The sequence below is a fragment of the Flavobacterium micromati genome (genome assembly GCF_900129585.1).
GTDB classification, from domain to species: Bacteria; Bacteroidota; Bacteroidia; order Flavobacteriales; family Flavobacteriaceae; genus Flavobacterium; species Flavobacterium micromati.
In genome coordinates this window covers 419,665-443,401 of record NZ_FQWF01000001.1, presented here as the reverse complement: position 1 = coordinate 443,401, position 23,737 = coordinate 419,665, and the positions used below count along the sequence as shown (strand labels likewise).

17 protein-coding genes and 2 pseudogenes are annotated in these 23,737 nt (G+C 33.5%); 15 read left to right on the top strand and 4 right to left on the bottom strand.

What is annotated here, in order from left to right:
• Nucleotides 1–33 precede the first annotated feature (33 nt).
• Nucleotides 34–747: a DNA repair protein RecO gene (gene recO / locus BUB42_RS01915; RefSeq protein WP_073016625.1), complete on the top strand. Its 714-nt coding sequence runs from the start codon at nt 34–36 to the stop codon at nt 745–747.
• A gap of 91 nt (nt 748–838) precedes the next feature.
• Here the strand turns inward: recO and BUB42_RS01910 are convergent, their stop codons facing one another.
• On the bottom strand, nt 839–1,636 hold the full coding sequence (locus BUB42_RS01910) for a T9SS type A sorting domain-containing protein (protein WP_073016623.1): 798 nt from the start codon (nt 1,634–1,636) through the stop codon (nt 839–841).
• A gap of 273 nt (nt 1,637–1,909) precedes the next feature.
• Here BUB42_RS01910 and ileS point away from each other — a divergent pair, with 273 nt between their 5' ends.
• From ileS to BUB42_RS01890, 4 genes are all read left to right on the top strand, one after another.
• Nucleotides 1,910–5,365: an isoleucine--tRNA ligase gene (ileS, locus tag BUB42_RS01905; protein WP_073016621.1), complete on the top strand. Its 3,456-nt coding sequence runs from the start codon at nt 1,910–1,912 to the stop codon at nt 5,363–5,365.
• A gap of 7 nt (nt 5,366–5,372) precedes the next feature.
• Entirely contained in the window at nt 5,373–5,753 is a 381-nt protein-coding gene (locus BUB42_RS01900) for a TraR/DksA family transcriptional regulator (RefSeq protein WP_073016619.1), read from the top strand.
• 110 nt (nt 5,754–5,863) lie between these two features.
• Complete coding sequence (locus BUB42_RS01895; protein ID WP_073016617.1) at nt 5,864–6,460, top strand: lipoprotein signal peptidase; 597 nt, start codon at nt 5,864–5,866, stop codon at nt 6,458–6,460.
• 296 nt (nt 6,461–6,756) lie between these two features.
• Entirely contained in the window at nt 6,757–9,228 is a 2,472-nt protein-coding gene (locus BUB42_RS01890; protein ID WP_073016616.1) for a zinc-dependent metalloprotease, read from the top strand.
• Nucleotides 9,229–9,404: 176 nt separating this feature from the next.
• On the opposite strand, the gene BUB42_RS01885 is transcribed toward BUB42_RS01890, so the two are convergent.
• From BUB42_RS01885 to BUB42_RS01875, 3 genes are all read right to left on the bottom strand, one after another.
• The gene (locus BUB42_RS01885) at nt 9,405–9,599 is read right to left on the bottom strand and encodes a hypothetical protein (RefSeq protein WP_073016614.1); all 195 of its coding nucleotides are present in this window, start codon (nt 9,597–9,599) and stop codon (nt 9,405–9,407) included.
• A 43-nt stretch (nt 9,600–9,642) separates the two neighbouring features.
• Nucleotides 9,643–10,206, bottom strand: a complete 564-nt coding sequence (locus tag BUB42_RS01880; RefSeq protein ID WP_073016612.1) for a 5-formyltetrahydrofolate cyclo-ligase — start codon at nt 10,204–10,206, stop codon at nt 9,643–9,645.
• A gap of 237 nt (nt 10,207–10,443) precedes the next feature.
• The gene (locus tag BUB42_RS01875) at nt 10,444–11,430 is read right to left on the bottom strand and encodes a succinylglutamate desuccinylase/aspartoacylase family protein (RefSeq protein ID WP_073016610.1); all 987 of its coding nucleotides are present in this window, start codon (nt 11,428–11,430) and stop codon (nt 10,444–10,446) included.
• Between the two features lie 491 nt (nt 11,431–11,921).
• Between BUB42_RS01875 and uvrC the strand changes: the two genes are divergently transcribed.
• The 10 genes and pseudogenes from uvrC (at nt 11,922) to BUB42_RS01830 (ending at nt 23,562) form a co-directional block, all read left to right on the top strand.
• Nucleotides 11,922–13,715, top strand: coding sequence for an excinuclease ABC subunit UvrC (gene uvrC, locus BUB42_RS01870; protein ID WP_073016608.1), 1,794 nt, complete (start codon nt 11,922–11,924; stop codon nt 13,713–13,715).
• Between the two features lie 10 nt (nt 13,716–13,725).
• The gene (locus tag BUB42_RS01865) at nt 13,726–16,140 is read left to right on the top strand and encodes a patatin-like phospholipase family protein (protein WP_084118262.1); all 2,415 of its coding nucleotides are present in this window, start codon (nt 13,726–13,728) and stop codon (nt 16,138–16,140) included.
• 194 nt (nt 16,141–16,334) lie between these two features.
• Nucleotides 16,335–16,484, top strand: a complete 150-nt coding sequence (locus tag BUB42_RS16650) for a hypothetical protein (protein ID WP_244533858.1) — start codon at nt 16,335–16,337, stop codon at nt 16,482–16,484.
• A gap of 8 nt (nt 16,485–16,492) precedes the next feature.
• Nucleotides 16,493–16,955: pseudogene (locus BUB42_RS16640) on the top strand (putative polyvalent protein kinase domain-containing protein).
• 438 nt (nt 16,956–17,393) lie between these two features.
• Nucleotides 17,394–18,551, top strand: coding sequence for a homogentisate 1,2-dioxygenase (locus BUB42_RS01855; protein ID WP_073016606.1), 1,158 nt, complete (start codon nt 17,394–17,396; stop codon nt 18,549–18,551).
• Between the two features lie 241 nt (nt 18,552–18,792).
• Nucleotides 18,793–18,915 (top strand): annotated as a pseudogene (locus BUB42_RS01850) (four helix bundle protein); the annotation flags it as partial.
• Between the two features lie 248 nt (nt 18,916–19,163).
• Nucleotides 19,164–20,324 (top strand): 4-hydroxyphenylpyruvate dioxygenase, encoded by a 1,161-nt coding sequence (gene hppD / locus BUB42_RS01845; RefSeq protein ID WP_073016604.1) that lies wholly within the window; start codon nt 19,164–19,166, stop codon nt 20,322–20,324.
• 293 nt (nt 20,325–20,617) lie between these two features.
• Nucleotides 20,618–21,385, top strand: coding sequence for a DUF3108 domain-containing protein (locus BUB42_RS01840; RefSeq protein WP_073016602.1), 768 nt, complete (start codon nt 20,618–20,620; stop codon nt 21,383–21,385).
• A 2-nt stretch (nt 21,386–21,387) separates the two neighbouring features.
• Nucleotides 21,388–22,320, top strand: a complete 933-nt coding sequence (locus BUB42_RS01835; protein ID WP_073016600.1) for a tryptophan 2,3-dioxygenase family protein — start codon at nt 21,388–21,390, stop codon at nt 22,318–22,320.
• 21 nt (nt 22,321–22,341) lie between these two features.
• Entirely contained in the window at nt 22,342–23,562 is a 1,221-nt protein-coding gene (locus tag BUB42_RS01830) for a M23 family metallopeptidase (protein WP_073016598.1), read from the top strand.
• Nucleotides 23,563–23,737 lie beyond the last annotated feature (175 nt).

Below are 23,737 nucleotides of genomic sequence, written 5' to 3'. Positions count from 1 at the left end.
ATTCCAAAGAAAAGAAATACCAAATCCTAAAAAGTGCAAGTCAAAACAAAAGCAATCGTTATTTCAGCGTTAAAATTTCAGGAGAAAAGCTTGATTGTAAAATGTTTTACGCTCTCGCACGGTTTGAAATCCTATTTTGTGCGTGATGCTTTTTCGAGTCGGAAGGCGAGCCAAAAAATCGCATATTTTCAACCACTGACTATACTTGAGATAGAAGCGGTTCATAAAAACAAAGGGACTTTAGAAAATTTCAAGGAGATCAAAATAGCGTCGGCTTTTCATTCTATACATTCTGATATCTACAAAAGCACAATTGTAATGTTTATTTCAGAAATGTTGCACCATTCTATTCATGAAGAAGAAACCAATGAGCCACTTTTTAATTTTCTGGAAGCGGCTTTAAATTGGTTGGACAATCATGACGAAATCGCCAATTTTCATTTAATTTTATTGCTAGAAATTACAAAATATTTAGGTTTTTATCCAGATACTTCTGATATCGACATGCCTTTTTTTGAAATGAATGAAGGCATATTTACTCCGTTTCTCGCTATTAGTTCGCTTACAGAACATGAAAGTAATTTATTTAAAAAACTGTTTGATTTAAAATTCGAAAACAGTCAAAAAATATTCCATGTCATTGAACGACAAATTGTTTTGCGAATATTAATTGATTATTATAGCTTCCACTTGGACGGTTTTAAAAAACCAAAATCATTAGATGTTTTGAAAGAAGTTTTTTCTTAAAGTTGTCCCATAAACTCAAAATTTTTAATAATAACGAAGGGTCAAATTAAATAGTTTAAATTCAACCCTTTCTTAATGTTGTAAAAGAAAATTATTCTTTTATGAACTTAACTGAAGTGCTGAGGTCATTTAATTTTAAAAGATAAACACCCCTACTCAATTCTGAAATTCCAATTCCATCAGAGGAAACGTTTTTACCTCTTTTTATAGCTTTACCATCTAAGGAATAAATAACATAAGAAGAGTCTTTATATCCACTATTTAATTTTATTTCTTCTCTAGAAATATATAAAATTGGATTGTCTTGCTTTTCAAAATCTGTTGTTGTTAAAGTACTTTTTTTTGCAACAATCACATTATCAAAAAATGCATTTGTTCCAGTAAATCCAGGACTTGATCCTGCCGCTAAAGTCAGTTCTATTACTGTGGATGTTGCAGACCCTCTAAAAGCAAGAATTTTAAAATCTAACTCCACAGTTTTCCATTCACCAAAAGCGGGAGTTAAATTAGCAGGACTGGGAAAGAAAAACGCATCTGCAGGATTGATTAAGCGAAGTTCAAATCCAATTTGGTCAATATTATTAGTGAAAACGCTCCCTGGTATGTAATAATCAAATTTTAAGGTGTAAATTTCAATATCACTTAATGTGAAGTCTTGAGAAATCCGAAAAGCAGGGGCAAAAAAAGGAGATAAGCTCTCTGGAAGCCCGTTTAAACTTGCTAAACCTTCTTTAATTGTTGTAGTTTCCTTTTGAGACGAGCCATTAGTAATCGTCCAAGAATTTGGAATGTTTCCCGAAAATTGTTCAAAACTAGGATTTTGAAGTAAATTTTGGCTTTGAACACTACTTGCAACCACTAAGCATAAAATAAGTAATTTTGTTTTCATATTTTAGTTTTAAAATTTTTTCAAAAGTAATAAAATAAACGATAATTCTGATAAAAAAGTAATTTATTTTCTCTATTTAGTGGCACTCAATAGCCAAATAAATGTTAGAATTATAATTTTCATTATCTACAGTTTATAGTTTTATCCAAAATTAAAGAATACCCAATATCGTAGAAATTCTAGTTTATGTGCTACTATTTCTCTTTATTCTAATCTCTTTCATCTTTACTTAAAATTCCTTACTTTCGCACCACGATTAAAGAAAAGGATAAAATGAGCACAAAATTTACTGAATACAAAGGACTTGACTTACCAACTGTAGCGTCAGAAGTACTTGATTTTTGGAAGAAAGAAAACATATTTGAGAAAAGTGTAAACACTCGCGAAGGCAATCAGCCATTCGTGTTTTTTGAAGGGCCGCCTTCGGCAAATGGATTACCAGGAATTCATCATGTAATGGCGCGTGCTATAAAAGATATTTTTTGCCGATATAAAACTCAAAAAGGATTCCAAGTAAAGCGTAAAGCGGGCTGGGATACTCACGGTTTACCAGTAGAATTAGGCACTGAAAAGGAATTAGGAATTACTAAAGAAGATATAGGAAAAACAATTTCCATCGAAGAATATAACGAAGCGTGTAAAAAAACCGTAATGCGTTATACGGATGTGTGGAATGATTTGACCGAAAAAATGGGCTACTGGGTAGATATGGAAGATCCATATGTGACTTACAAATCTAAATATATGGAATCGGTTTGGTGGATTTTGAAACAAATCTACAACAAGGATTTGATGTACAAAGGTTATACAATTCAACCCTATTCACCAAAAGCAGGAACAGGATTATCTTCTCACGAAGTAAACCAACCAGGAAGCTACAGAGATGTGACTGATACAACGGTGGTGGCACAGTTCAAAAGCCCCCTAACTCCCGAAGGAGTAATAGGAAATTCAATTGCAAAAGCTTTTGCACTTGAAACCTCTTTTTTAGATAATTTAGGAGATACTTTCTTTTTAGCGTGGACAACAACACCATGGACATTACCCTCAAACACTGCATTAACTGTAGGGCCAAAAATTGATTATGTTATTGTGCGAACGATAAATCAATATACTTTTCTGCCAACAAATGTTATTCTTGCTAAAAATTTAGTTGGCAAACAATTTGATAAAAAATTCTTTCAGACAGAAAATGAGGAGGATTTTGTTAATTTTAGTTCTGTTCCCCCTTTGGGGGCTAGGGGGCTTCCATATCAAGTTCTAGCAGAATGTAAAGGTGCTGATTTAGTAAATATTCGTTATGAGCAATTAATGCCGTTGGTGTTGCCTTATCAAAATGCTGAAAACGCTTTTAGAGTAATTGCAGGTGATTTTGTAACAACCGAAGATGGAACTGGAATTGTTCACACGTCACCTACTTTTGGTGCGGATGATGCTAGAGTAGCTAAAGAAGCCACGCCAGAAGTTCCGCCGCTTTTAGTTTTAGACGAATATGGAACTCCGGTTCCGTTAGTTGATTTACAAGGAAAATTTGTGAAAGGTCTTGGAAATTTATCTAATAAATATGTCAAAAACGAATATTACATTGATGGTGAAGCTCCAGAAAGATCTGTAGATGTAGAAATTGCTATTCAGTTAAAAGAAGAAAACAAAGCTTTCAAAGTAGAGAAATATGTGCACAGTTACCCACATTGCTGGAGAACTGACAAACCTATTTTATATTATCCGCTAGATTCCTGGTTTATAAAAATCTCAGAAGTTAAGGATAGAATGTTCGACTTGAACGAAACCATCAACTGGAAGCCAAAAGCAACTGGAGAGGGCCGTTTTGGTAATTGGTTGAAAAATGCCAATGACTGGAATTTATCTCGTTCAAGGTTTTGGGGAATTCCATTGCCTATATGGAGAACGGAAGACAAGCAAGAAGAAATTCTAATCGGTTCGGTAGAAGAATTATATAAAGAAATAGAAAAATCAATCGCCGCTGGTTTCCAAAAAGAAAATCCTTTTGAAGGTTTTGAAATTGGTAATATGGCCGAATCAAACTATGATTTGGTTGATTTACATAAGAATGTGGTTGATCAAATCACTTTAGTTTCTGCATCTGGCAAGCCAATGATTCGCGAGGCAGATTTGATTGATGTTTGGTTTGATTCCGGCTCAATGCCTTATGCTCAATGGCATTATCCTTTTGAAAATAAAGACAAAATTGACCAAAACAAAGACTTCCCAGCCGATTTTATTGCTGAAGGTGTCGATCAAACTCGTGGTTGGTTTTATACGCTTCACGCCATTGGTACTTTAGTTTTTGATAAGGTAGCCTATAAAAATGTAGTTTCAAACGGATTAGTATTAGACAAAAACGGACAAAAAATGTCCAAACGTTTAGGAAATGCCGCAGATCCTTTCGAAACGTTGAAAGAATATGGTGCTGATGCAACGCGCTGGTACATGATTTCAAATGCAAATCCTTGGGATAACTTAAAGTTTGACCTGGAGGGAATTGCTGAGGTGCGTCGTAAATTCTTTGGAACCTTATACAACACCTATTCGTTTTTTAGTTTGTACGCAAATATTGATGGTTTCAAATACGCAGAAGCGGAAATTCCGTTGAGTGAAAGACCAGAAATTGATCAATGGATCATATCAGAATTAAATACACTGATAAAGGAAGTTGATGGTTTTTATGCTGATTATGAACCTACAAAAGCCGCACGTGCAATTTCTGAATTTGTACAAGAAAACTTGAGTAACTGGTACGTTCGTTTGTGCAGAAGACGTTTTTGGAAAGGCGAATACGCACAAGATAAAATTGCCGCTTATCAAACTTTATACACTTGTTTGTTAACTATAAGTAAGCTTGGAGCGCCAATTGCTCCGTTCTTTATGGATCGTCTTTACAGAGACCTAACTTTGGCCACGCATTCAGAGGAATTTAGCAGTGTGCATTTATCCGATTTCCCAAAATACGTTGAAAACTTTGTTGATAAATCGTTAGAGAGTAAAATGCAGAAAGCGCAGATTATATCATCACTAGTTTTATCGCTTAGAAAAAAGGAAATGATCAAGGTACGTCAACCTTTGCAAAAGGTAATGATTCCGGTACTTGACGAGAATCAAAGAGCTGAAATTGAAGCCGTTTCTGACCTGATAAAAGCGGAAGTAAACGTGAAAGAAATTGTGCTTTTAGATGATGCGTCTGGAATCTTAGTGAAACAAATAAAGCCTAATTTCAAAGCACTAGGTCCGCGTTTCGGAAAAGATATGGGTCTGATTTCTAAGGAGATACAAAATTTTTCTAAAAATCAAATTAATCAGTTAGACAAGAACGGAACTTTAGAGATTGTTATCGCAGGAAATAATGTACTTTTAACCCAAGATGACGTCGAAATCACATCGCAAGATATTGAAGGATGGTTAGTAGCAAACTCTAATGGAATAACCGTTGCGCTTGACATTACCATTTCTGAAGAGTTGAAACAAGAGGGAATTGCTAGAGAATTAGTAAATAGAATTCAAAATATCCGTAAAGATTCTGGATTCGAAGTGACTGACAAAATAAAAGTTCAGCTTAAGCGAAACGGACCTTTAGAAATAGCAATTCTTAAAAATGAAGACTACATTAAATCAGAGACATTAACTAGCGATTTAGTTTTTGTCGATGAAATTGCAAAGGGAATCGAAATTGAATTTGACGAAATAAAAACAATGATACTAATTTCTAAATAAAACCAAAATGGCAGACGAAACATCAAGATACTCTGATCTAGATCTAGCAGAGTTCAAAGAAATTATATTGAACAAAATGCAAAGAGCCCAATCAGATTTAGATTTGATTAAAAGTGCTTATATGAATGACTTGAATAACGGGACTGATGATACTTCGCCTACTTTTAAAGCCTTTGAAGAGGGAAGCGAAACAATGTCAAAGGAAGCCAATTCACAACTTGCAATTCGGCAGGAAAAATTTATTCGTGATTTGAAGAATGCACTTTTTCGTGTGGAGAATAAAACATACGGTGTGTGTAAAGTAACGGGTAAACTGATAGGCAAAGACAGACTCAGAATTGTTCCTCATGCAACTATGAGTATTGAAGCAAAGAACTTGCAACGGTAAAAAATATACTTTCTATCCTAAATTCCAAATCCCAATAATTACCTAAAAATTATTGGTGTTTGGGATTTAGGATTTAGTTTTTAACTACTTTTGCCATCAAATTTTACAAAATGTCTTTACGAAAAGCGTATCTCCTTATTTTTATCCTTTTACTTGTTGACCAAGTTTCTAAAATATACATCAAAACTAATTTCATTTTAGGTGAAGAAGTTGAGGTGTTCAAGTGGTTCAAAATTTTATTCATTGAAAACGAAGGAATGGCCTGGGGAACTGAAATTCCAGGGGAGTATGGTAAATTATTCCTGACACTTTTTAGGTTAGTAGCTGTAGGCGGAATAGGCTATTGGTTATGGGATTCTGTTGAAAGGAAAGACAGTTCTAATTACTTGATTGTTGCGATTTCATTGATTCTTGCGGGAGCATTTGGAAATATTATCGACTCTGTTTTTTACGGTATTATTTTCAATAACAGTCACTACGAATTAGCAACCCTATTCTCTGATCAACCTTATGGAACATTATTTCACGGTAAAGTTGTAGATATGTTTTATTTTCCGTTTTGGCATGGAATTTTACCTAATTGGTTGCCTTTTTGGGGAGGAAGAGATTTTACTTTTTTCAATGCTATTTTCAATGTTGCTGATATGGCGATTTCTACAGGAGTTGGTATTTTGATCGTTTTCAATAAAAAGGCATTTCATAAGTAAAAAAATTAGCTTTTACTTTACTTGTCAATTTTTTCATAACAAGTTTAAATCAAAACTATAATTATAGATCTCAAAAACCCTTTTTACATCCGATAAGAAGGGTTTTTTGTATTTAGCCGAAAAATAAATACAGAAATGATGACATTAAGTAAATTTCCATATTTTCTATTATTTTTATTGAAAGTATATTTTCTTCACTCATCATTAGTTAATAAATAGTTAAAAGCATGTAGAATTATTAGTTATCAGACTCTAAAATTTATTTTTGGTTACCAATAACCATTAAAAAATAATAAATGAAAAAGTTTTTTATTTTAACTCTTTTTACAACACTTTTGTTACTTCCTACAACGCAATTTGCACAGTCCAAAAAAGAAAAAGAAAAGCAGGCAAAATTAGCTGCAGCTGTTACCGAGAAAAAACCAGAAACCACAATTAAGGAATATGGAAAAATAGTAACAAAAGAAGCGAAGTCTGACGAGGGACTTTTCACAGTTCACAAAGTCGATAAGAAGTATTACTTTGAAATTCCAAATAAACTTTTAGATAAAGACATGCTTTTAGTGAGTCGGTTGTCCAAATTACCTTCTGATTTGGGTGGAGGTTATGTAAACGCAGGTTCTGAAACCAATGAGCAATTAGTAATTTGGCAACGTTTTCAGGATAAGGTTTTATTAAAAGTAAAATCATATAATGCCGTTGCTGATCCTAGTTTGCCAATCAGTATTTCGGTAAAAAACAACAACTATGAACCCGTTTTATTTGCATTTGATATCGTTGCTTTTAGTACAAATTCTGAAAATACCGTTATTGATGTAACTAAATTTTACAGCACAGATGTGAAAGCAATAAGTGGACTTTCAGCTGCTATGCGAGAAACGTATAAAGTAAAAGCTATAGACGACTCTCGAAGTTTTATTACTGCAATGAAGAGTTTTCCAATGAATATTGAAGTCGTTCAGGATTTCACCTATAATGCATCTAATCCTCCGGTGATGAAAGATGCTGAGACGATCAGTATTCAAATGAATCAATCGATGATTTTATTACCGGAAATTCCGATGCAACCAAGATTAGCTGATCCCAGAGTGGGATGGTTTACGATGAGCCAAATTGACTACGGAAGTAACGAACTAAAATCAGATAGCAAAACATTTATTCGCCGCTGGAGGCTTGAGCCAAAAGATCCTGAAGCGTATGCCAGAGGAGAATTAGTAGAGCCAATAAAGCCGATTGTTTATTATATAGATCCTGCCACACCAGAAAAACTAAGAAAATATATTAGACAAGGAATAGAGGAATGGCAAAAACCGTTTGAAACTGCAGGTTTTAAAAACGCAATTATCGCTAAAGATCCACCTACAAAGGAGGAAGATCCTGATTTTAGTCCAGAGGATATTCGGTATTCTGTGATTCGTTACGTGGCAAGTACCACTCGCAATGCAGTTGGGCCTAGTGTCTCTGATCCTAGAACTGGAGAAATTATTGAAAGTGATGTTATTTGGTACCACAATCATTTACGCTCGTACCGCAATAGGTATTTATTAGAGACTGGCGCTGCTAATCCTTCTGCTCGAACTTTAAATACTTCCGATGAAGAAATGGGCGAGATGATGCGTTTTGTAATTGCTCATGAAGTAGGACACGCACTCGGTTTCCCACATAATATGGGAGCAAGTAACGCTTACGAGGTAGAGAATTATAGAAATGGATCTTTTACACAAAAAAGCGGAATTGCAGCGAGTTTAATGGATTATGCCCGTTTTAATTATATTGCTCAGCCCGGAGACAAAGGTATCCGTTTCATTCGTCAAATGGGACCTTACGATCATTACGCTTTAAATTGGGGATATCGTGTAATTCCAAATGCTATTTCGCCAGAGGCAGAAGTTGCTACATTAGACAAGTGGATTACGGACAAAGCTGGGGATTTGAATTATAAGTTTGGTAAACAAAGCAGTAGTTTTGACCCTACATCACAAACGGAGGATATTGGAAATAATTCGATGAAAGCGAGTTCGTATGGACTTAAAAACCTAGAATTTGTAGCCTCTAATTTATCGAAATGGACAAGTGATGCTACTAATAATTACGAGGATTTAGACGAATTATACAAAGAAATGCTTGACGTTTGGAGCAGATATATTGGTCACGTTGTTACAAATGTAGGTGGCGTTTATGAAAACACTAAAAAGCCAAATCAAAAAGGTAACGTATTTGATGTGGTGCCAAAAGCAAAACAACAGGAAGCGATGCAGTGGTTGCAAGCGAATGCTTTTGCATCTCCAACATGGTTAGTTAATTTGGCAACTTTAAAAAACATTGATTTTTCGGGTTATACGGAACGTTTTAGAAGTTTGCAAGTACGACATTTAAATAATGTATTAAGTTTTGAAAGAATTGGTAGATTGATGGATACAGAAATTGTAGGAGCTAATAATTATAATGCTCTTGATTTACTTCAAGACATGCGCAAAGGTATGTGGAAAGAAGCAAGTTCAGGATCGAATGTTACAATTTACAGAAGAAATTTACAACGTGCTTACTTAGAAAGAATGAATTTCTTGATGAATGAAGAATTAAAAGCAGGAACAACTAGAGAGTTTTATAATGTTGCGCAATCTGATGTTAGAGGATTGGTAAGAGGAGAACTAAATATTTTGAAATCAAGTTTATCCGTTGCAAAAAATGCCGCAGTAAACACAGAAACCAAATATCATTACCAAGATTGTATTAAACGTATTGAAAAGATATTAGACCCAAAATAGGGCAACTTACTTTTAGTAGAAATAAGCAAAGGAGCTCGATAGCACATCGGGCTCCTTTTTTTATCGCTGATTATTTTTAATAAAAAAGCTTTTTATCATCAGAAATAGTTTTGATTTCTGTTTGAAAAAAAGACGTATTTCGAATTAGATCATAGATCTCTTTTACTGTTTTAGATTTATTTGTTTTGTCCGGGAGCATAACGTTTAGCGCTTTTTCCACCAAATATTTTTTTAGCTTGACCTGGGGGTAGTTTTTTAGCTTTATACGTAGATCTGCTATTTCCAGTTTGAATACTACAGTTTGAAAATGAAATTGCAAATAGAATAACCATAATACTTACGGTAAATCTTGAATTTTTAAATGTTCTCATGAATTAATTAAATTTTTTCTGCTGCAAAAGTACGTCTTAAAAATTAAAAAATATAAACTTCATTCGGCGTCACACAATAATCCAACTTAACATCACTTTCAAAAGCATCTTCAATTAGTTCTTCGGCTTCGAAGAAAGATAAGCCTATTTTAATAGTTTCGGGTTTGCATTCTGCAAGGAATTTATCATAAAAACCTTTTCCATAACCTACTCGATGTCCATTGTTATCAAATGCTAAAAGCGGTATAAAAACTACCTCTATTTTATTTGAAGGTACTTCAATACCATTAACAGGTTCAGGAATGTTGTATTCATTTTTTTTGATTTTGGTACTGTCAGTTAACAGAAAATGAGTCATATTCCTAGTTTCAAAATCACTTTTAGAAATAATAATTTCCTTGTCTTTGCCTGAAAGTAAGTGCAAGATAAATTCGGTGTTTACTTCATTGTGTTCCGTTATTGGTAAAAAAATATGAAAATAGGTTTTCTCCCAAACAGGAAGTGTAATTAATTTATTGGCAACAGCCAAACTCATTTCCTCAATATCATTTTCAGAAAGTTGTTTTCGTAGCGCTTTATATTTTGATCTTATTTCTGATTTTTTCATTTTAATAATATTTTATTTGCTCATTGTAAGTACTTGATCCCGTGTTCTTGTTTTAAAGTCAGTCCAACTATAATTTCACAAGCTAATGTTTACAGTGGGTTTAAATCTGACCGAAGTGCAGATTTCTACTTAAAGATTCAAGACAATTTTGCGGTAATAATTTGACACTAAGTTAATAACCAAAACTAAGGACTAAAAACTAAGGACTGAAACCTAAGCACTAAAAACTAAAAACTTCTATTCCTCCTCCTCTTCATCCAAAGCATTTGATAAATGATATATTGCATCGCCTTCATAAACAATGGGCGAGTGATTCGCATTGATAATATAACCATCATTTGGCGCTTTTACTTTTCGTTCAAATTTTCCGTACGGATCGGTGATAATTGCGAGGACAGTGCCTTTTTTCACAAATTTCCCTAGACTATTATAATCTTGCATTAATCCAGAGCATTTTGCACGAATCCAGCCTGATTTCTCAATATAGATTGTGTTCAATTTTTGGTGACTAATACTGTGTTTTGGATCTAACATGTCAAAATGATTTAGAAATCGCTTTGCTCCACTAATTCCCTCAGCAGCAATTGCTGAATTAATATCTAGTGATTTTCCGCCTTCGAAAAGGAGCATTTTAACATTCAATTTTTCACTGGAATTTCTAAAAGAACCTGAAATATTTTTAGAGTATAACGTAAACGGCGCGTTAAAAACATCAGCTAGAATCTTTAACTCGGGATTGTCTTGCGTTATTCTTATTTGTGGTGCGTTAAACCTACTTGCTCCTCCTGCATGAAAATCTACTGCATAATTGACAATAGGCATTATTTCAGTCAGAATTTGAAATGCAAACCTGCTAGCTAGCGATCCAGTTTTATTTCCTGGAAAAACCCGATTTAAATCCCTCCCGTCTGGAAACTCTCTCGATTTATTGACAAACCCATAAACGTTTATTATGGGAAAACATATGATTGTTCCCCGTTTTGGTTTGTTAATTTTTTTATTAATAAGTTGTCTGACAATTTCTACACCATTGATTTCGTCTCCATGAATTCCGGCAGAGAAAAGTACAACAGGGCCGTCAATTTTAGAACGTCGTACAATTATAGGAATGTTTAGTTTTGTTGTAGTGTGCAGTCTAGCGATCTCAACATTAATGGTTTTGTTTTCGCCAGGCATTATGCTTTCGCCAAAAAGAACGAGGGGCTTGCTGTTACTTTTTATCATAATTTCTTAAAAGGCTAAAAATAACAATTATAGTGCTTTAGAAACTAAGGTTCTCGTATAATTTTATCAAAAAGATTTACAACAATCAAAGGTGCTGCAATTTTTAATGAAAAAACTAAACCACAAATTAAAAGTTAAAATATAAAATTTGACATCTAAGTAAAAAGTGAAAACTATTTCCTATCAAATCCGACAGCTTACTTTCAGTTATTGCGCTAATTGCTTTTAAGATCATTAAATAAAAGAGGAAAGCACAAACTTTTATCTTTATCTGCTTTTTACATGGTTTAGAAAAACGACATTGTTTTTTGTTCATCATTTATTTAAAAAATCTCCGCGTAGTAAAGGGGATTAGGCAACTTTTAATTAAAATCATTTTACCAAATTGGTAAAAATTCGTGTTATTCTTGGTAGAGAAAATTGCACTGTTTGTTTTGAAATAGCACGATTTAAGTTTGTATTTCGTAATATTTGAGATTAACTTTGTTTTTATGACTCCAATCGCTTTAGCTCTTCAAATTCAAACCTTGCCTGACAATCCAGGCGTGTATCAATATTACGACAAAGAAGGGAAAATTTTATACGTGGGTAAGGCCAAAAATCTAAAAAAAAGGGTTTCCTCTTATTTTAATAAAATTCATGATACAGCCAAAACTAATGTGCTGGTCAAAAAAATCGTCACTATAAGGCACATTGTTGTTCCCACAGAAACCGATGCGCTTTTACTAGAAAACAACTTAATTAAAACCTTGCAACCACGCTATAATGTGTTGCTGCGGGATGATAAAAGTTACCCATGGTTGTGTATAAAGAAAGAACCATTTTCACGCATATTTGCGACTCGTAGAATGGTAAAAGATGGCTCAGAATATTTTGGTCCATACACTAGTTTTAAGACCGTGAGTACTATTTTAGATTTAATTAAAGAATTGTATCCGCTTAGAACTTGTAATTATGATTTAACTAAAAGCAATATTGACAGCGGTAAGTTTAAGGTTTGTCTGGAATATCATATAGGCAATTGCATGGGGCCGTGTGAAGGTTTTGAAACTTTAGAAAATTACCAAAAACAGGTAGATGCGATTCGCGAAATTTTAAAAGGAAATTTCAAAGAAAGCATGAAAGATTTCAAGCGAGTGATGACAAATCTAGCCGTTGATATGCACTTTGAAGAAGCGCAAAAAATAAAAGAAAAAATTGAAATTTTAGAAAACTACCAGTCCCGTTCTACAATAGTCAATCCCAAAATCAGTAATATTGATGTGTTTTCAATCGTTTCTGATGAAAGCGCAGCTTACGTAAACTTCTTGCAAATTGCTCACGGTTCCATCATTCGTTCTCATACGATGGAAATCAAAAAGAAACTCGACGAATCTGACGAGGAGTTGTTAGAATTAGCGATTATAGAATTACGAGAACGCTTTCATTTACTGTCTCGCGAAATAATTGTACCCTTTCCAGTTGAAGTAGGCGAAAATGTAAAAATTACCGTCCCACAACTAGGTGATAAAAAGCAAATTCTAGATTTATCCATCAGGAATGCTAAGTTTTACCGCATTGAACAATTAAAACAATTACAAATTGTAGATCCAGAGCGGCACACGAAGAGGATTATGGCACAAATGCAAAAAGACCTGCGATTGCCAGTCGAGCCGCGACATATAGAATGTTTTGATAACTCTAACATTCAGGGTACAAATCCAGTTTCGGCTTGTGTGGTTTTCAAAGATGGGAAACCCAGCAAGAAGGATTACCGTCATTTTAATATAAAAACTGTCGAAGGCCCGGATGATTTTGCATCGATGACCGAAGTCGTTTACAGGCGTTACAAAAGACTACTAGATGAAAACGAACCGCTACCTAATTTAATCATTATCGACGGTGGAAAAGGACAGTTATCAGCAGCTCTAAAAAGTTTAGATGAACTTGGTTTGCGTGGAAAAATCGCGATTATTGGCATTGCAAAAAGGCTGGAAGAATTATTTTATCCAGGCGATTCTATTCCTCTATACTTAGACAAAAAATCTGAAACGCTTAAAATTATTCAGCAATTACGAAACGAAGCACACCGTTTTGGCATAACGCATCACCGTGACAAAAGGAGTAAAGCAGCGTTGAACTCTTCAATTGAAAGTATTCCCGGCATTGGCGAAAAAACAATGATGACGTTGATTCAGCATTTTAAAAGTGTTAAAAGATTAAAATTAGCCACCGAAATAGAAATTTCTGCCGTGATAGGAGTGTCAAGAGCCAAAAAAATTGTCGACTTTTACAAAAACAATTAGTCTTTTCATTATGAGCCTATTCCAGCTTTACATTTCAAGCTCTCTGCAAAAAATCTTTTTTTCTAGTGAAAAAAAAGGAGCTTCTAAGGTCGCTCTTTTTTTTCAAGAAAAAATAAATTTTTTGCCATCGCGGCTTTTCATTTCTATCTGGGGCTTTAATTTTGTTATTCAATCACAATTAAATAGGTCTCAAAATCCACAGTTTAGAACTCGCAACTTAGTTTTTTATTCTGCCTTTTTTCTTTTCGCTTTTTTCTTCCTTTCTCACACTTCATTCGCACAGGAGCAAAAACGGCCAAAAATAGGTTTAGTTTTAAGTGGCGGCGGAGCTAAGGGTTTTGCGCATATTGGCGTTCTTAAAGTGCTAGAAGAAGCTGGTGTAAAAATTGATTACATAGGCGGAACCAGTATGGGAGCCGTTATTGGTGGCCTTTATGCTTCGGGTTACAATGCAGCCCAAATCGATTCTATCTTTCAAGCAACTGATTTTAGTAAATTATTGAGCGACTACATACCTCGTTCCTCAAAAAGTTTCTACGAAAAAAGAAATGAAGAACTATACGCGCTGGTTTTGCCTTTTAGCAATCTCAAATTAGGAATTCCACAGGCGTTGTCAAAAGGAATGTACAATTATAATTTGCTAAGTCGAATTACTAGAAATGTCAATGACACTAAAGAGTTCAGCAAGCTCCCAATTCCCTTTTTATGTATCGCTACTAATATAGAAACTGGCGAAGAAGTACTTTTAAACAAAGGTAATTTGGCGCAAGCCATGATAGCTAGCTCTGCTTTTCCCTCTTTATTTTCCCCAGTTGAAATTGATGGAAAGATTCTGGTCGATGGCGGAGTTGTCAATAATTACCCTATTGAAGAAGTACGTAAATTAGGGGCAGATATTATAATAGGCGTTGATGTTCAAAATGACTTGTTGGACAGAGACCAATTAAAAGATGCAACAAAAATATTAGTCCAAATAACAAACCTTCAGTCAATGGAACGAATGAAGAGAAACATTAAAAATACTGATATTTATATAAAACCAGATATTACGCAATATGGCGTAATATCATTTGATAAAGGGAAAGAAATAATTACAAAAGGTGAAGAAGCGACTTTTGCTGTGTTTGAACAAATTAAGAAGTTAGTTGATGAATCCAATCCTTACAAAAAACCCAAATTAATTATCAATACAGATAGCCTATATATTAAATCTATTAATACAAATGACTTAGCTAATTATACTAGTGAGTATGTCAACAGTAAATTAAGATTTAAACCTAAATCTAGAATTAGTTATAATGATTTATTGACCGGAATTGATAATATTAACGGTACACAAAACTTTAGGGCTATTTCTTACTCCTTAGAAAATAACGATGATGGTGTGGATTTAAACCTTAATTTAAAAGAGAATTCCACAAAGACTTTTTTAAAATTTGGACTACATTATGACAATTTATTTAAAAGTGGGGTCTTGGTTAATCTTACACGTAAAAAAACACTTTTTAAAAATGATTTAGCATCGTTGGATGTAATTTTAGGCGACAATTTTAGGTATAATTTCGATTATTATATTGAGAATGGATTTAATTTAAGTTTGGGATTTAAATCAAATTTCAATCAATTTAATAGAAATATTACTAGTGAAATAAGTACCACAGCGCCAGTAAACCCGAACGTTAGCACCCTCAATGTTGATTTTAGCGATTTGACAAATCAAATCTATTTCCAATCTATATTTGTGCAAAAATTTTTAATAGGAGGAGGACTCGAGCTTAAATATTTAAAAATTAAATCGGAAACACTCGCTAATGTAGATCAATATTTAGATAGGAGTAATTATTTAAGTGTTTTTAGTTACGTAAAATTCGATTCATTTGATAGTAGGTATTTTCCCAAAAAAGGCTGGTATTTTGCAGGCGATATTCAGTCTTATTTGCTTTCTTCTAACTATACTAATAATTTCCAACCTTTTTCTATTGCAAAAGCTGATTTTGGAGTTGCAGCAACTTTATTCAAAAACGCAACTGTAAAATTTGAAACTGATGCAGGCTTTTCTTTTGGGCAGGACAGTGTGCCTTTTTTCAACTTTATTTTAGGGGGTTTTGGATACAATCCAATAAATAATTTTAAGTATTTTTATGGATACGATTTTTTAAGTCTCACGGGTAATAGCTATATAAAATCTACAACGACTTTTGACTATGAGATTTTTAAAAACAATCACGTCAATTTTTCAGCAAACTTTGCAAATATTGGCAATCGAATTTTTGAAACCATTGATTGGATATCGATTCCAGAATATTCAGGATATGCAGTGGGCTATGGATTAGAAACTCCCATTGGCCCAGTCGAAATAAAATATTCGTGGTCGCCGGAACAGCCTAAGGGTTTCACGTGGTTTAGTATAGGATTCATATTCTAATATCAATTTATATTGTTAAAAATTGCGAAATTTTCACCAAGAAAACGAAATGGCAAGGTTTATTACAATATCGTCAACGATGATTAAGAAAAATCTTGAATAGGAGGATGTTTTTGCAATTAAAAGGGGTTAAAAATCTCAATTAGTTAAAAGTCTAATTAAGCGTTATATTTGTATGCAAAATGATGTGAGATATGAATTATATAATGTCCTTTTTGGAAAGAGCCAAGTTAGGTATGGAAGAATTATCCAAACAATCGCCAGTTACCTTAAAGATAGCGAAACAGCAAGTGAAACGCTTAAAAGTGGAAAGCATTTCAAAAGTGAAGAAACAAAGAACTTAGAGAAATTTATCACTCTAAACAATCTTTGGGTTAGAGAAATAGATTTTTCAAAATATGTAAGTGAGGGTGCTGAACAAAAAGTTTATTTAAAAGATTCAAAATATGTATTAAAATTAAATGATTCAATTTATTACACTTCTTGGAAAGATTATTTATACAATTTGTTACTTCACAATTATTTTTAGCAATACAGCATTCGAATTAATCGGTTTTATTAAGTATAACGATTGTTTATACTCGGTTGTGAAGCAGTCTTTCGTTCTTACTACAGAAAATACTGATTTAAATAAAGTGAATATTTTTCTTGATGAAAACGGTTTTATAAATACTCGCAATGACGATTATTACAATCCAGAATTAGGAATTATCCTTGAAGACCTGCACGATGAAAATGTTTTGTGTAGAAATGGTATTCTTTATTTTATTGATACTGTTTTCTATTTAAAAGATAAATTTTGGGAGAAGCTATAGAACAGAAATTAAAGAAGAATATGTGTAGACCTGCAGCAAAATTTTGGTTGGATGCCACTTCTTAATTAAATCAGTTTTGACGATATGGACCTCACAATTATGCATAAATTTGTTATTATGAAATGAGCATGACCTAGATTTGGTCGCAAACACCGATGAAGATATGCGAATTCCATATTCCAATAAAAAACAAATATTATCTAAATATGAAAACAACTTGGAAAGGTTTATTAGGATTTCTTCAATTTATGATTAAGAGAAATCCTGAGTAATTTAATTTATTAGCAAGGAGAATCAATATTTATTGATAAATACGAGAAGGACTTTAAATGATTTTATTTGTTCATTCTGTAGATAGTTCCTTGTTATTTAAATATATTAAGTAAATTTTATCATTTCCTAAGGGTAAATTTTTATAAACTTCTAATTTAAAAAGTCATGCCAATCTATTATAAATTGGGGAATTTCCCCCAAAAAAGACATACGCAATTTGAAAAACCAAATGGTGGCTTGTATTATGAACAGCTTTTTGGCACCGAAGGTTTCCATGGGCATTCTTCATTATTATATCATGTTCACAGGCCTACGCAAGTCAAAGAAATTGTCAAGTCATACTCAGTTGAGCCAAAAATTGCCATTGGTAAAAATATCAAATCATTATTATTCAAAGGATTTGAGTTAAAGCCCGAGGACGATTTTTTAGACAGTCGGAAAGCAATGTTGGTTAATAAAGATTGTACAATAGGTCTTGCCGCGCCAACAAAGTCATTGCGCGACTATTTTTATAAAAATGCCGATGCCGATGAGATGATTTTCATTCACAAAGGAACAGGTAAGTTGAGAACCATGATGGGGAATATTTCTTTCAAATACGGCGATTACCTTATCATCCCACGTGGAATGATCTATCAAATAGATTTTGATTCACACGAAAACAGACTTTTTTATGTCGAATCGTTCGCTCCTTTTTACACACCAAAACGGTATAAAAATGGTTCCGGCCAACATCTGGAGCATGCTCCTTTTTGCGAACGCGATTTTATTTTGCCTACGGAATTAGAAACGCATGACGAAAAAGGCGATTTTTTAATCAAAATCAAAAAAGAAGGAATGATACATGAAATAGTTTATGCGTCGCACCCTTTTGATGTTGTGGGTTGGGATGGATATAATTTCCCGTATGGATTCAGCATTCATAACTTTGAACCAATAACGGGACGCGTTCATCAGCCACCACCAGTTCATCAAACATTTGAAACGGCAACGTTTGTTGTGTGTTCGTTTTGCCCACGACTGTATGATTACCACCCAAAATCTATACCGGCGCCTTACAATCATAGCAATATTGATAGCGATGAGGTTTTGTATTATGTAGATGGCGATTTTATGTCACGCAATAATATCGAGCAAGGTCATATAACTTTGCATCCAAAAGGGATTCCTCATGGGCCCGCTCCAGGAGCTATGGAACGAAGTATAGGCCATACAGAAACTCATGAACTAGCGGTGATGGTAGATACCTTCCGACCGTTAATGGTTACCGAGGAAGCCATGGGACTAGATGATGGTCAGTATTACAAATCGTGGGTGGAGTAAACTGAATTAGAAAATTTGATAATTAAATCTTGTTTGCACAATGTACTTTTTTTAATATTTTACTAATCATTGTGATTCGACTCAAATATTTAAGTAATTAATTTTGAGAAAATTTATTTTATTAAAAATTAAGTTTTATCGAACAACAATATTTTCTAATTATTATTAACTAATTTTCTAATTTAAATAGATTGACATTCAACGAAAAATACAAAGACAGCGCTCTTTCGATTAAGACATTCAATTACTGAAAAGCGGCATTTCAATAGGTGTAAATTCAAAAGAATCACAGAATGCTGAAAGTAAAGCAGATTTTATACATAAATTAAAAATTGCGATTAAAGAGGCGGACGAAACAGATATTTCTTTTTTTATGCCATGCGCATTGAGCTTATCCTGATTATAAAAATCTTTTTGAATGACTTGTCAGAAATTTTAAGAATACTAAATAAAATAATAACAACAACAAAATTGAAGAATTAGAAAATTAGAAAATTGTACAAGTAGAAAATGGTAAAATTAGGATGTATTCTAATTAATTACATCATTCAGTACTATCTAAACGAAAATTTATCTATTCATCTAATTAACAAATTATCTAATTAAAAAGAAATGTCAAAAGAAGTAAAATCAGTAGAATACGGTCTAGAAAAAATATTTGAAGGAGCACAAGATTTCCTTCCATTATTAGGTACCGATTATGTAGAATTCTACGTAGGAAATGCAAAACAATCAGCACATTATTATAAAACAGCTTTTGGATATCAATCTTTAGCTTATGCAGGCTTAGAAACAGGCGTAAAAGACAGAACTTCATACGTTTTAAAACAAGACAAAATCCGAATTGTCTTAACCACGCCTTTAACGCAAGATTCTCCTATTCACGACCATTTAAGAAAACATGGTGATGGTGTAAAAGTTGCTGCGCTTTGGGTTGAAGATGCAACGAGCGCTTATGAAGAGACAATGAAACGTGGCGCCCGTTCTTTCATGGAACCAACACTAGAAAAGGACGAACACGGAGAGGTAGTGCGATCTGGAATTTATACTTACGGAGAAACCGTACATATATTTGTAGAACGAAAAAATTATAATGGTGTTTTCCTACCAGGATATAAAGAATGGAAATCCGATTACAATCCAGAACCAACAGGTTTAAAATACATCGACCACATGGTAGGAAATGTAGGTTGGAACGAAATGAATATCTGGGTAAAGTTCTATGAGGAAGTAATGGGATTTGTAAATTTCCTTTCATTTGATGACAAACAAATTAATACTGAATACTCGGCTTTAATGAGTAAAGTAATGTCTAATGGTAATGGAAGAATCAAATTTCCTATAAACGAACCAGCTGAAGGAAAGAAAAAATCTCAAATCGAGGAGTATCTTGATTTTTATGGCGGTCCAGGTATTCAGCACATCGCTATAGCTACAGATGATATAATAAAAACTGTATCTCAGCTAAAAGCTAGAGGGATCGAATTTTTATCAGCGCCTCCACATACCTATTACGAAGCTATACCAGAACGTTTAGGGGACCACATGAAAATGATGAAAGAGGACCTTAACGAAATTGAAAAGTTAGCCATAATGGTTGATGCCGATGAAGAAGGGTATTTGCTACAAATATTTACTAAACCAGTTCAAGACAGACCAACATTGTTTTTTGAGATCATTCAAAGAATGGGAGCCAAAGGTTTTGGCGCGGGCAACTTTAAAGCACTTTTCGAATCAATTGAGAGAGAACAAGCATTACGTGGAACGTTATAGAAATATGATATTTTTACATTATGTGAAATTTTTCAGTATTACTGGCTTGTATTTTTACATATATACTGTTAAAGTGAATTTTTATTGAATTAAAAATAGATTTGTTAGCTACCTTTGCACTCGCAAAACTGGAAGGGGTGGTTTCCTTCCTAATTTGGTATAAATTTCATAATTTATAGTTTTTTGGTTAGTTAATAGCATAAAAACTCAGTCATTTATTTGACTGAGTTTTTTTGTTTTAATATATTTGGAACAAAATTTGCAATTGGGGTTAGTATCTAAAATAATATAAAATGAAAAAGGTAATACTATTCTTAATACTGTTTGCAACCGTAAGTTTCGATTCTCGAAAAGAAGATTCGTATGGCGTGGGCGAATATTTTAAATTTAGAATTCATTATGGTTTTGTCAATGCAGGTTATGCAACACTTGAAGTAAAAGATGCTACGATTAACAACAAGAAATCATTTCATGTGGTAGGTAAAGGATATACCACTGGGGTATCCCGGTTTTTCTTCAAGGTAGATGATTTATATGAAAGTTATATTGATAGAGAAACAGGGAATCCCTATCAATTTGTTAGGAAAATAAATGAAGGGGGTTATATTAAAAATCAAGAAGGATTTTTTAATCATTCAGCTAATAAGGTTCTCGTAAAAGATTATAAACACAACACAGAAAAGGCTTCAACGATACCAAAGAACACTCAAGACATTTTGTCTACTTTTTACTATTTAAGGAATCATCCTAATATTGATAAATTAAAAGTAGGCGAATCAATACCAATCGATATGTTTTTTGATGATGAAACAACAAAATTTAAGCTAAAGTTCATTGGACGCGAAAATATAAACACTAAATTTGGCGATGTTCAAACTATGGTTTTCCGACCATTGGTGCAGTCAGGACGTGTGTTTAAAGAGGAAGAAAGTCTCACCGTTTGGATATCAGATGATAACAATAAATTGCCGGTTAGGATTAAGGCTAATCTTGCAGTTGGTTCAATTAAGGCAGATATCGAATCGTACCGGGGATTAAAAAATCCTTTTAAAACTAATTAAGAATGAATAGCGAGAATAAAAACTCCCTTTTAGCAGCTATTGAGCTTAAATACCAAGCTTTAAATCAAAAAACTGATACTCAACTCGAAGGTTTACTTTGGTCTAAACCCATCACCTACTGGGATTATATTCAAACAGATGCGCTCTTGAGCCTTCAAACTCAAAGAACAATTCTCCCTGATGAAATGGTCTTTATAATGTATCATCAGGTGAATGAATTGATCTTTAAAATGATACTTTGGGAGATGAAACAAATCTCGTACAAGGAGAACATTGACGCATTGTTTTTTACCGAAAGGTTAATGCGAATTAGCCGTTATTTTGATATGCTAACAACCTCGTTTAGTATAATGGGTGATGGAATGGAAGTGGAGCAATACATGAAATTTAGAAATACTTTAACTCCAGCAAGTGGCTTTCAAAGTGCGCAGTATCGATTAATTGAATTTTCTTCGACCGATCTAATAAATTTAATCGACCACCGTTATAGAAATACAATTGATAGAAATACTTCGTATAATTTTGCGTTCGAACATTTATATTGGCAAGCCGCTGGAAAAGATTATGCATCAGGTAAAAAATCATTCTTTTTAGATGAGTTTGAAAAAAAATACAAGAACATTTTGCTGGATCACATGGAAGAATACAACACCATCAATATCTGGCAGAAATTCAAACAATTACCAAAATCAGATCAGTCAAATCCAGAACTTATTCAAGCAATGAGGCATTATGATTATACTGTAAATATTACATGGGTAATGGAACATTTAAACACAGCAAAAAAATATATTGATCATAGCGCTATAGGAAACGGTGAGGCTACTGGCGGAAGTGACTGGAAAAAATACATGCATCCTAAATTTCAAAGAAGGATATTTTTTCCAGACTTATGGAGCACTGATGAACTAGAAAATTGGGGTATTGAAATGTAGACTTACAAAAATAAATAAGATTTGAAACAAATATTGATAGTAATAATAGCGTTGTTTTCTTTGGGATCCTGTGAGAAAGCAAAGGAAATAAAAGAGAAAAAAATAGTAAAAATTGTTCCAAAAAAGGTAGAATTTGGATTCGTGCTTTCTGATTTTAATGTAGTTCAGGATACGATAAAAAAGGGAGACACTTTTGGAACAATAATCGATGAACAAAGTATTGGAAATCGGAGAATCTATGACATTACCGCCACAATAAAAGATTCATTCAACGTTAGATCTATTCGATACAATAAGCCTTTTACATTACTTCGCTCTAAAAACAAAAAACACGACTTACAAGTTTTTATTTACCAGCCAGATGCTTTAAATTATTATGTAGTTGACTTTCGAGATAGTTTAGTCAAGGCTTACAAGAAAACCAAACCTCTTACCATTAAGCGCCGAACCATTGGAGGTGTTTTAAAAGAATCACTATCAGAGACGTTGGGCAATGCCAAAATTGAAGGAGCACTGGCCGCAAAAATTGCAAAAATCTACGCCTACTCTATTGATTTTATGAAATTGAAAAAAGGAGATCGATATGCGATAACCTTTACGGAGCGATTTATAAATGACTCAATTTATGATGGAGTGGAAGAGCTCGAAGCCTCTTTTTTTGAATATAGAGGCAAAATTATTTACGCATTTCCATTTGCCCAAAATTCCAATTCAAGTAAAATCGAATATTACGATGAGCAAGGAAAAACATTGAAAAACTTCTTTCTTAAATCGCCGATAAAATTTAGTAGAATATCATCTCGTTTTTCGTCTAGTAGGTTCCATCCCGTTCAACACCGCTGGAAAGCACATAAAGGAACCGATTATGCAGCTCCACGCGGAACGCCAATAACTACAACAGCTGGCGGTGTCGTTGAGCAGAGCGGTTACACTGCAGGAAACGGGAATTTTGTTAAAGTAAAACACAACAAAACCTTTTCTACACAATATTTACACATGTCTAAAATATTAGTGAGACGCGGGCAACGTGTTACGCAAGGTCAAGTAATAGGCTTAGTGGGAAGCACAGGACTTGCAACTGGGCCGCATGTTTGTTATCGATTTTGGAAAAATGGTATTCAAGTAGATGCCTTACGATTAAAACTTCCAACTGGCGAACCCATGACGGGCGAAAACAAAGCTCGTTTTATCGAGAAAATAACACCATTAAAATTTGAATTAGATAGCGTTGCCAACTTGTAATGTGTTTGTTTTTTTGTTAGGAATCTGTAATTATATAAATCTTGTAATGCTTTCTTTTTTTTATAAATTAAAAACTAAATGTTTTTTAATTTAAATCTGACACAATGTCAACTATTTATATAAAACAGTTTTATTTTTTTAATCGTGAAGAATGTTATTTCGCGGCAAGAATTAT

Excerpts from the sequence above, each read along its gene's own strand:
- BUB42_RS01910 (WP_073016623.1), bottom strand. The coding sequence starts at position 1,636 with ATGAAAACAAAATTACTTATTTTATGCTTAGTGGTTGCAAGTAGTGTT.
- ileS (WP_073016621.1), top strand. The coding sequence starts at position 1,910 with ATGAGCACAAAATTTACTGAATACAAAGGACTTGACTTACCAACTGTA.
- BUB42_RS01900 (WP_073016619.1), top strand. The coding sequence starts at position 5,373 with ATGGCAGACGAAACATCAAGATACTCTGATCTAGATCTAGCAGAGTTC.
- BUB42_RS01895 (WP_073016617.1), top strand. The coding sequence starts at position 5,864 with ATGTCTTTACGAAAAGCGTATCTCCTTATTTTTATCCTTTTACTTGTT.
- BUB42_RS01890 (WP_073016616.1), top strand. The coding sequence starts at position 6,757 with ATGAAAAAGTTTTTTATTTTAACTCTTTTTACAACACTTTTGTTACTT.
- BUB42_RS01885 (WP_073016614.1), bottom strand. The coding sequence starts at position 9,599 with ATGAGAACATTTAAAAATTCAAGATTTACCGTAAGTATTATGGTTATT.
- BUB42_RS01880 (WP_073016612.1), bottom strand. The coding sequence starts at position 10,206 with ATGAAAAAATCAGAAATAAGATCAAAATATAAAGCGCTACGAAAACAA.
- BUB42_RS01875 (WP_073016610.1), bottom strand. The coding sequence starts at position 11,430 with ATGATAAAAAGTAACAGCAAGCCCCTCGTTCTTTTTGGCGAAAGCATA.
- uvrC (WP_073016608.1), top strand. The coding sequence starts at position 11,922 with ATGACTCCAATCGCTTTAGCTCTTCAAATTCAAACCTTGCCTGACAAT.
- BUB42_RS01865 (WP_084118262.1), top strand. The coding sequence starts at position 13,726 with ATGAGCCTATTCCAGCTTTACATTTCAAGCTCTCTGCAAAAAATCTTT.
- BUB42_RS16650 (WP_244533858.1), top strand. The coding sequence starts at position 16,335 with ATGAATTATATAATGTCCTTTTTGGAAAGAGCCAAGTTAGGTATGGAA.
- BUB42_RS01855 (WP_073016606.1), top strand. The coding sequence starts at position 17,394 with ATGCCAATCTATTATAAATTGGGGAATTTCCCCCAAAAAAGACATACG.
- hppD (WP_073016604.1), top strand. The coding sequence starts at position 19,164 with ATGTCAAAAGAAGTAAAATCAGTAGAATACGGTCTAGAAAAAATATTT.
- BUB42_RS01840 (WP_073016602.1), top strand. The coding sequence starts at position 20,618 with ATGAAAAAGGTAATACTATTCTTAATACTGTTTGCAACCGTAAGTTTC.
- BUB42_RS01835 (WP_073016600.1), top strand. The coding sequence starts at position 21,388 with ATGAATAGCGAGAATAAAAACTCCCTTTTAGCAGCTATTGAGCTTAAA.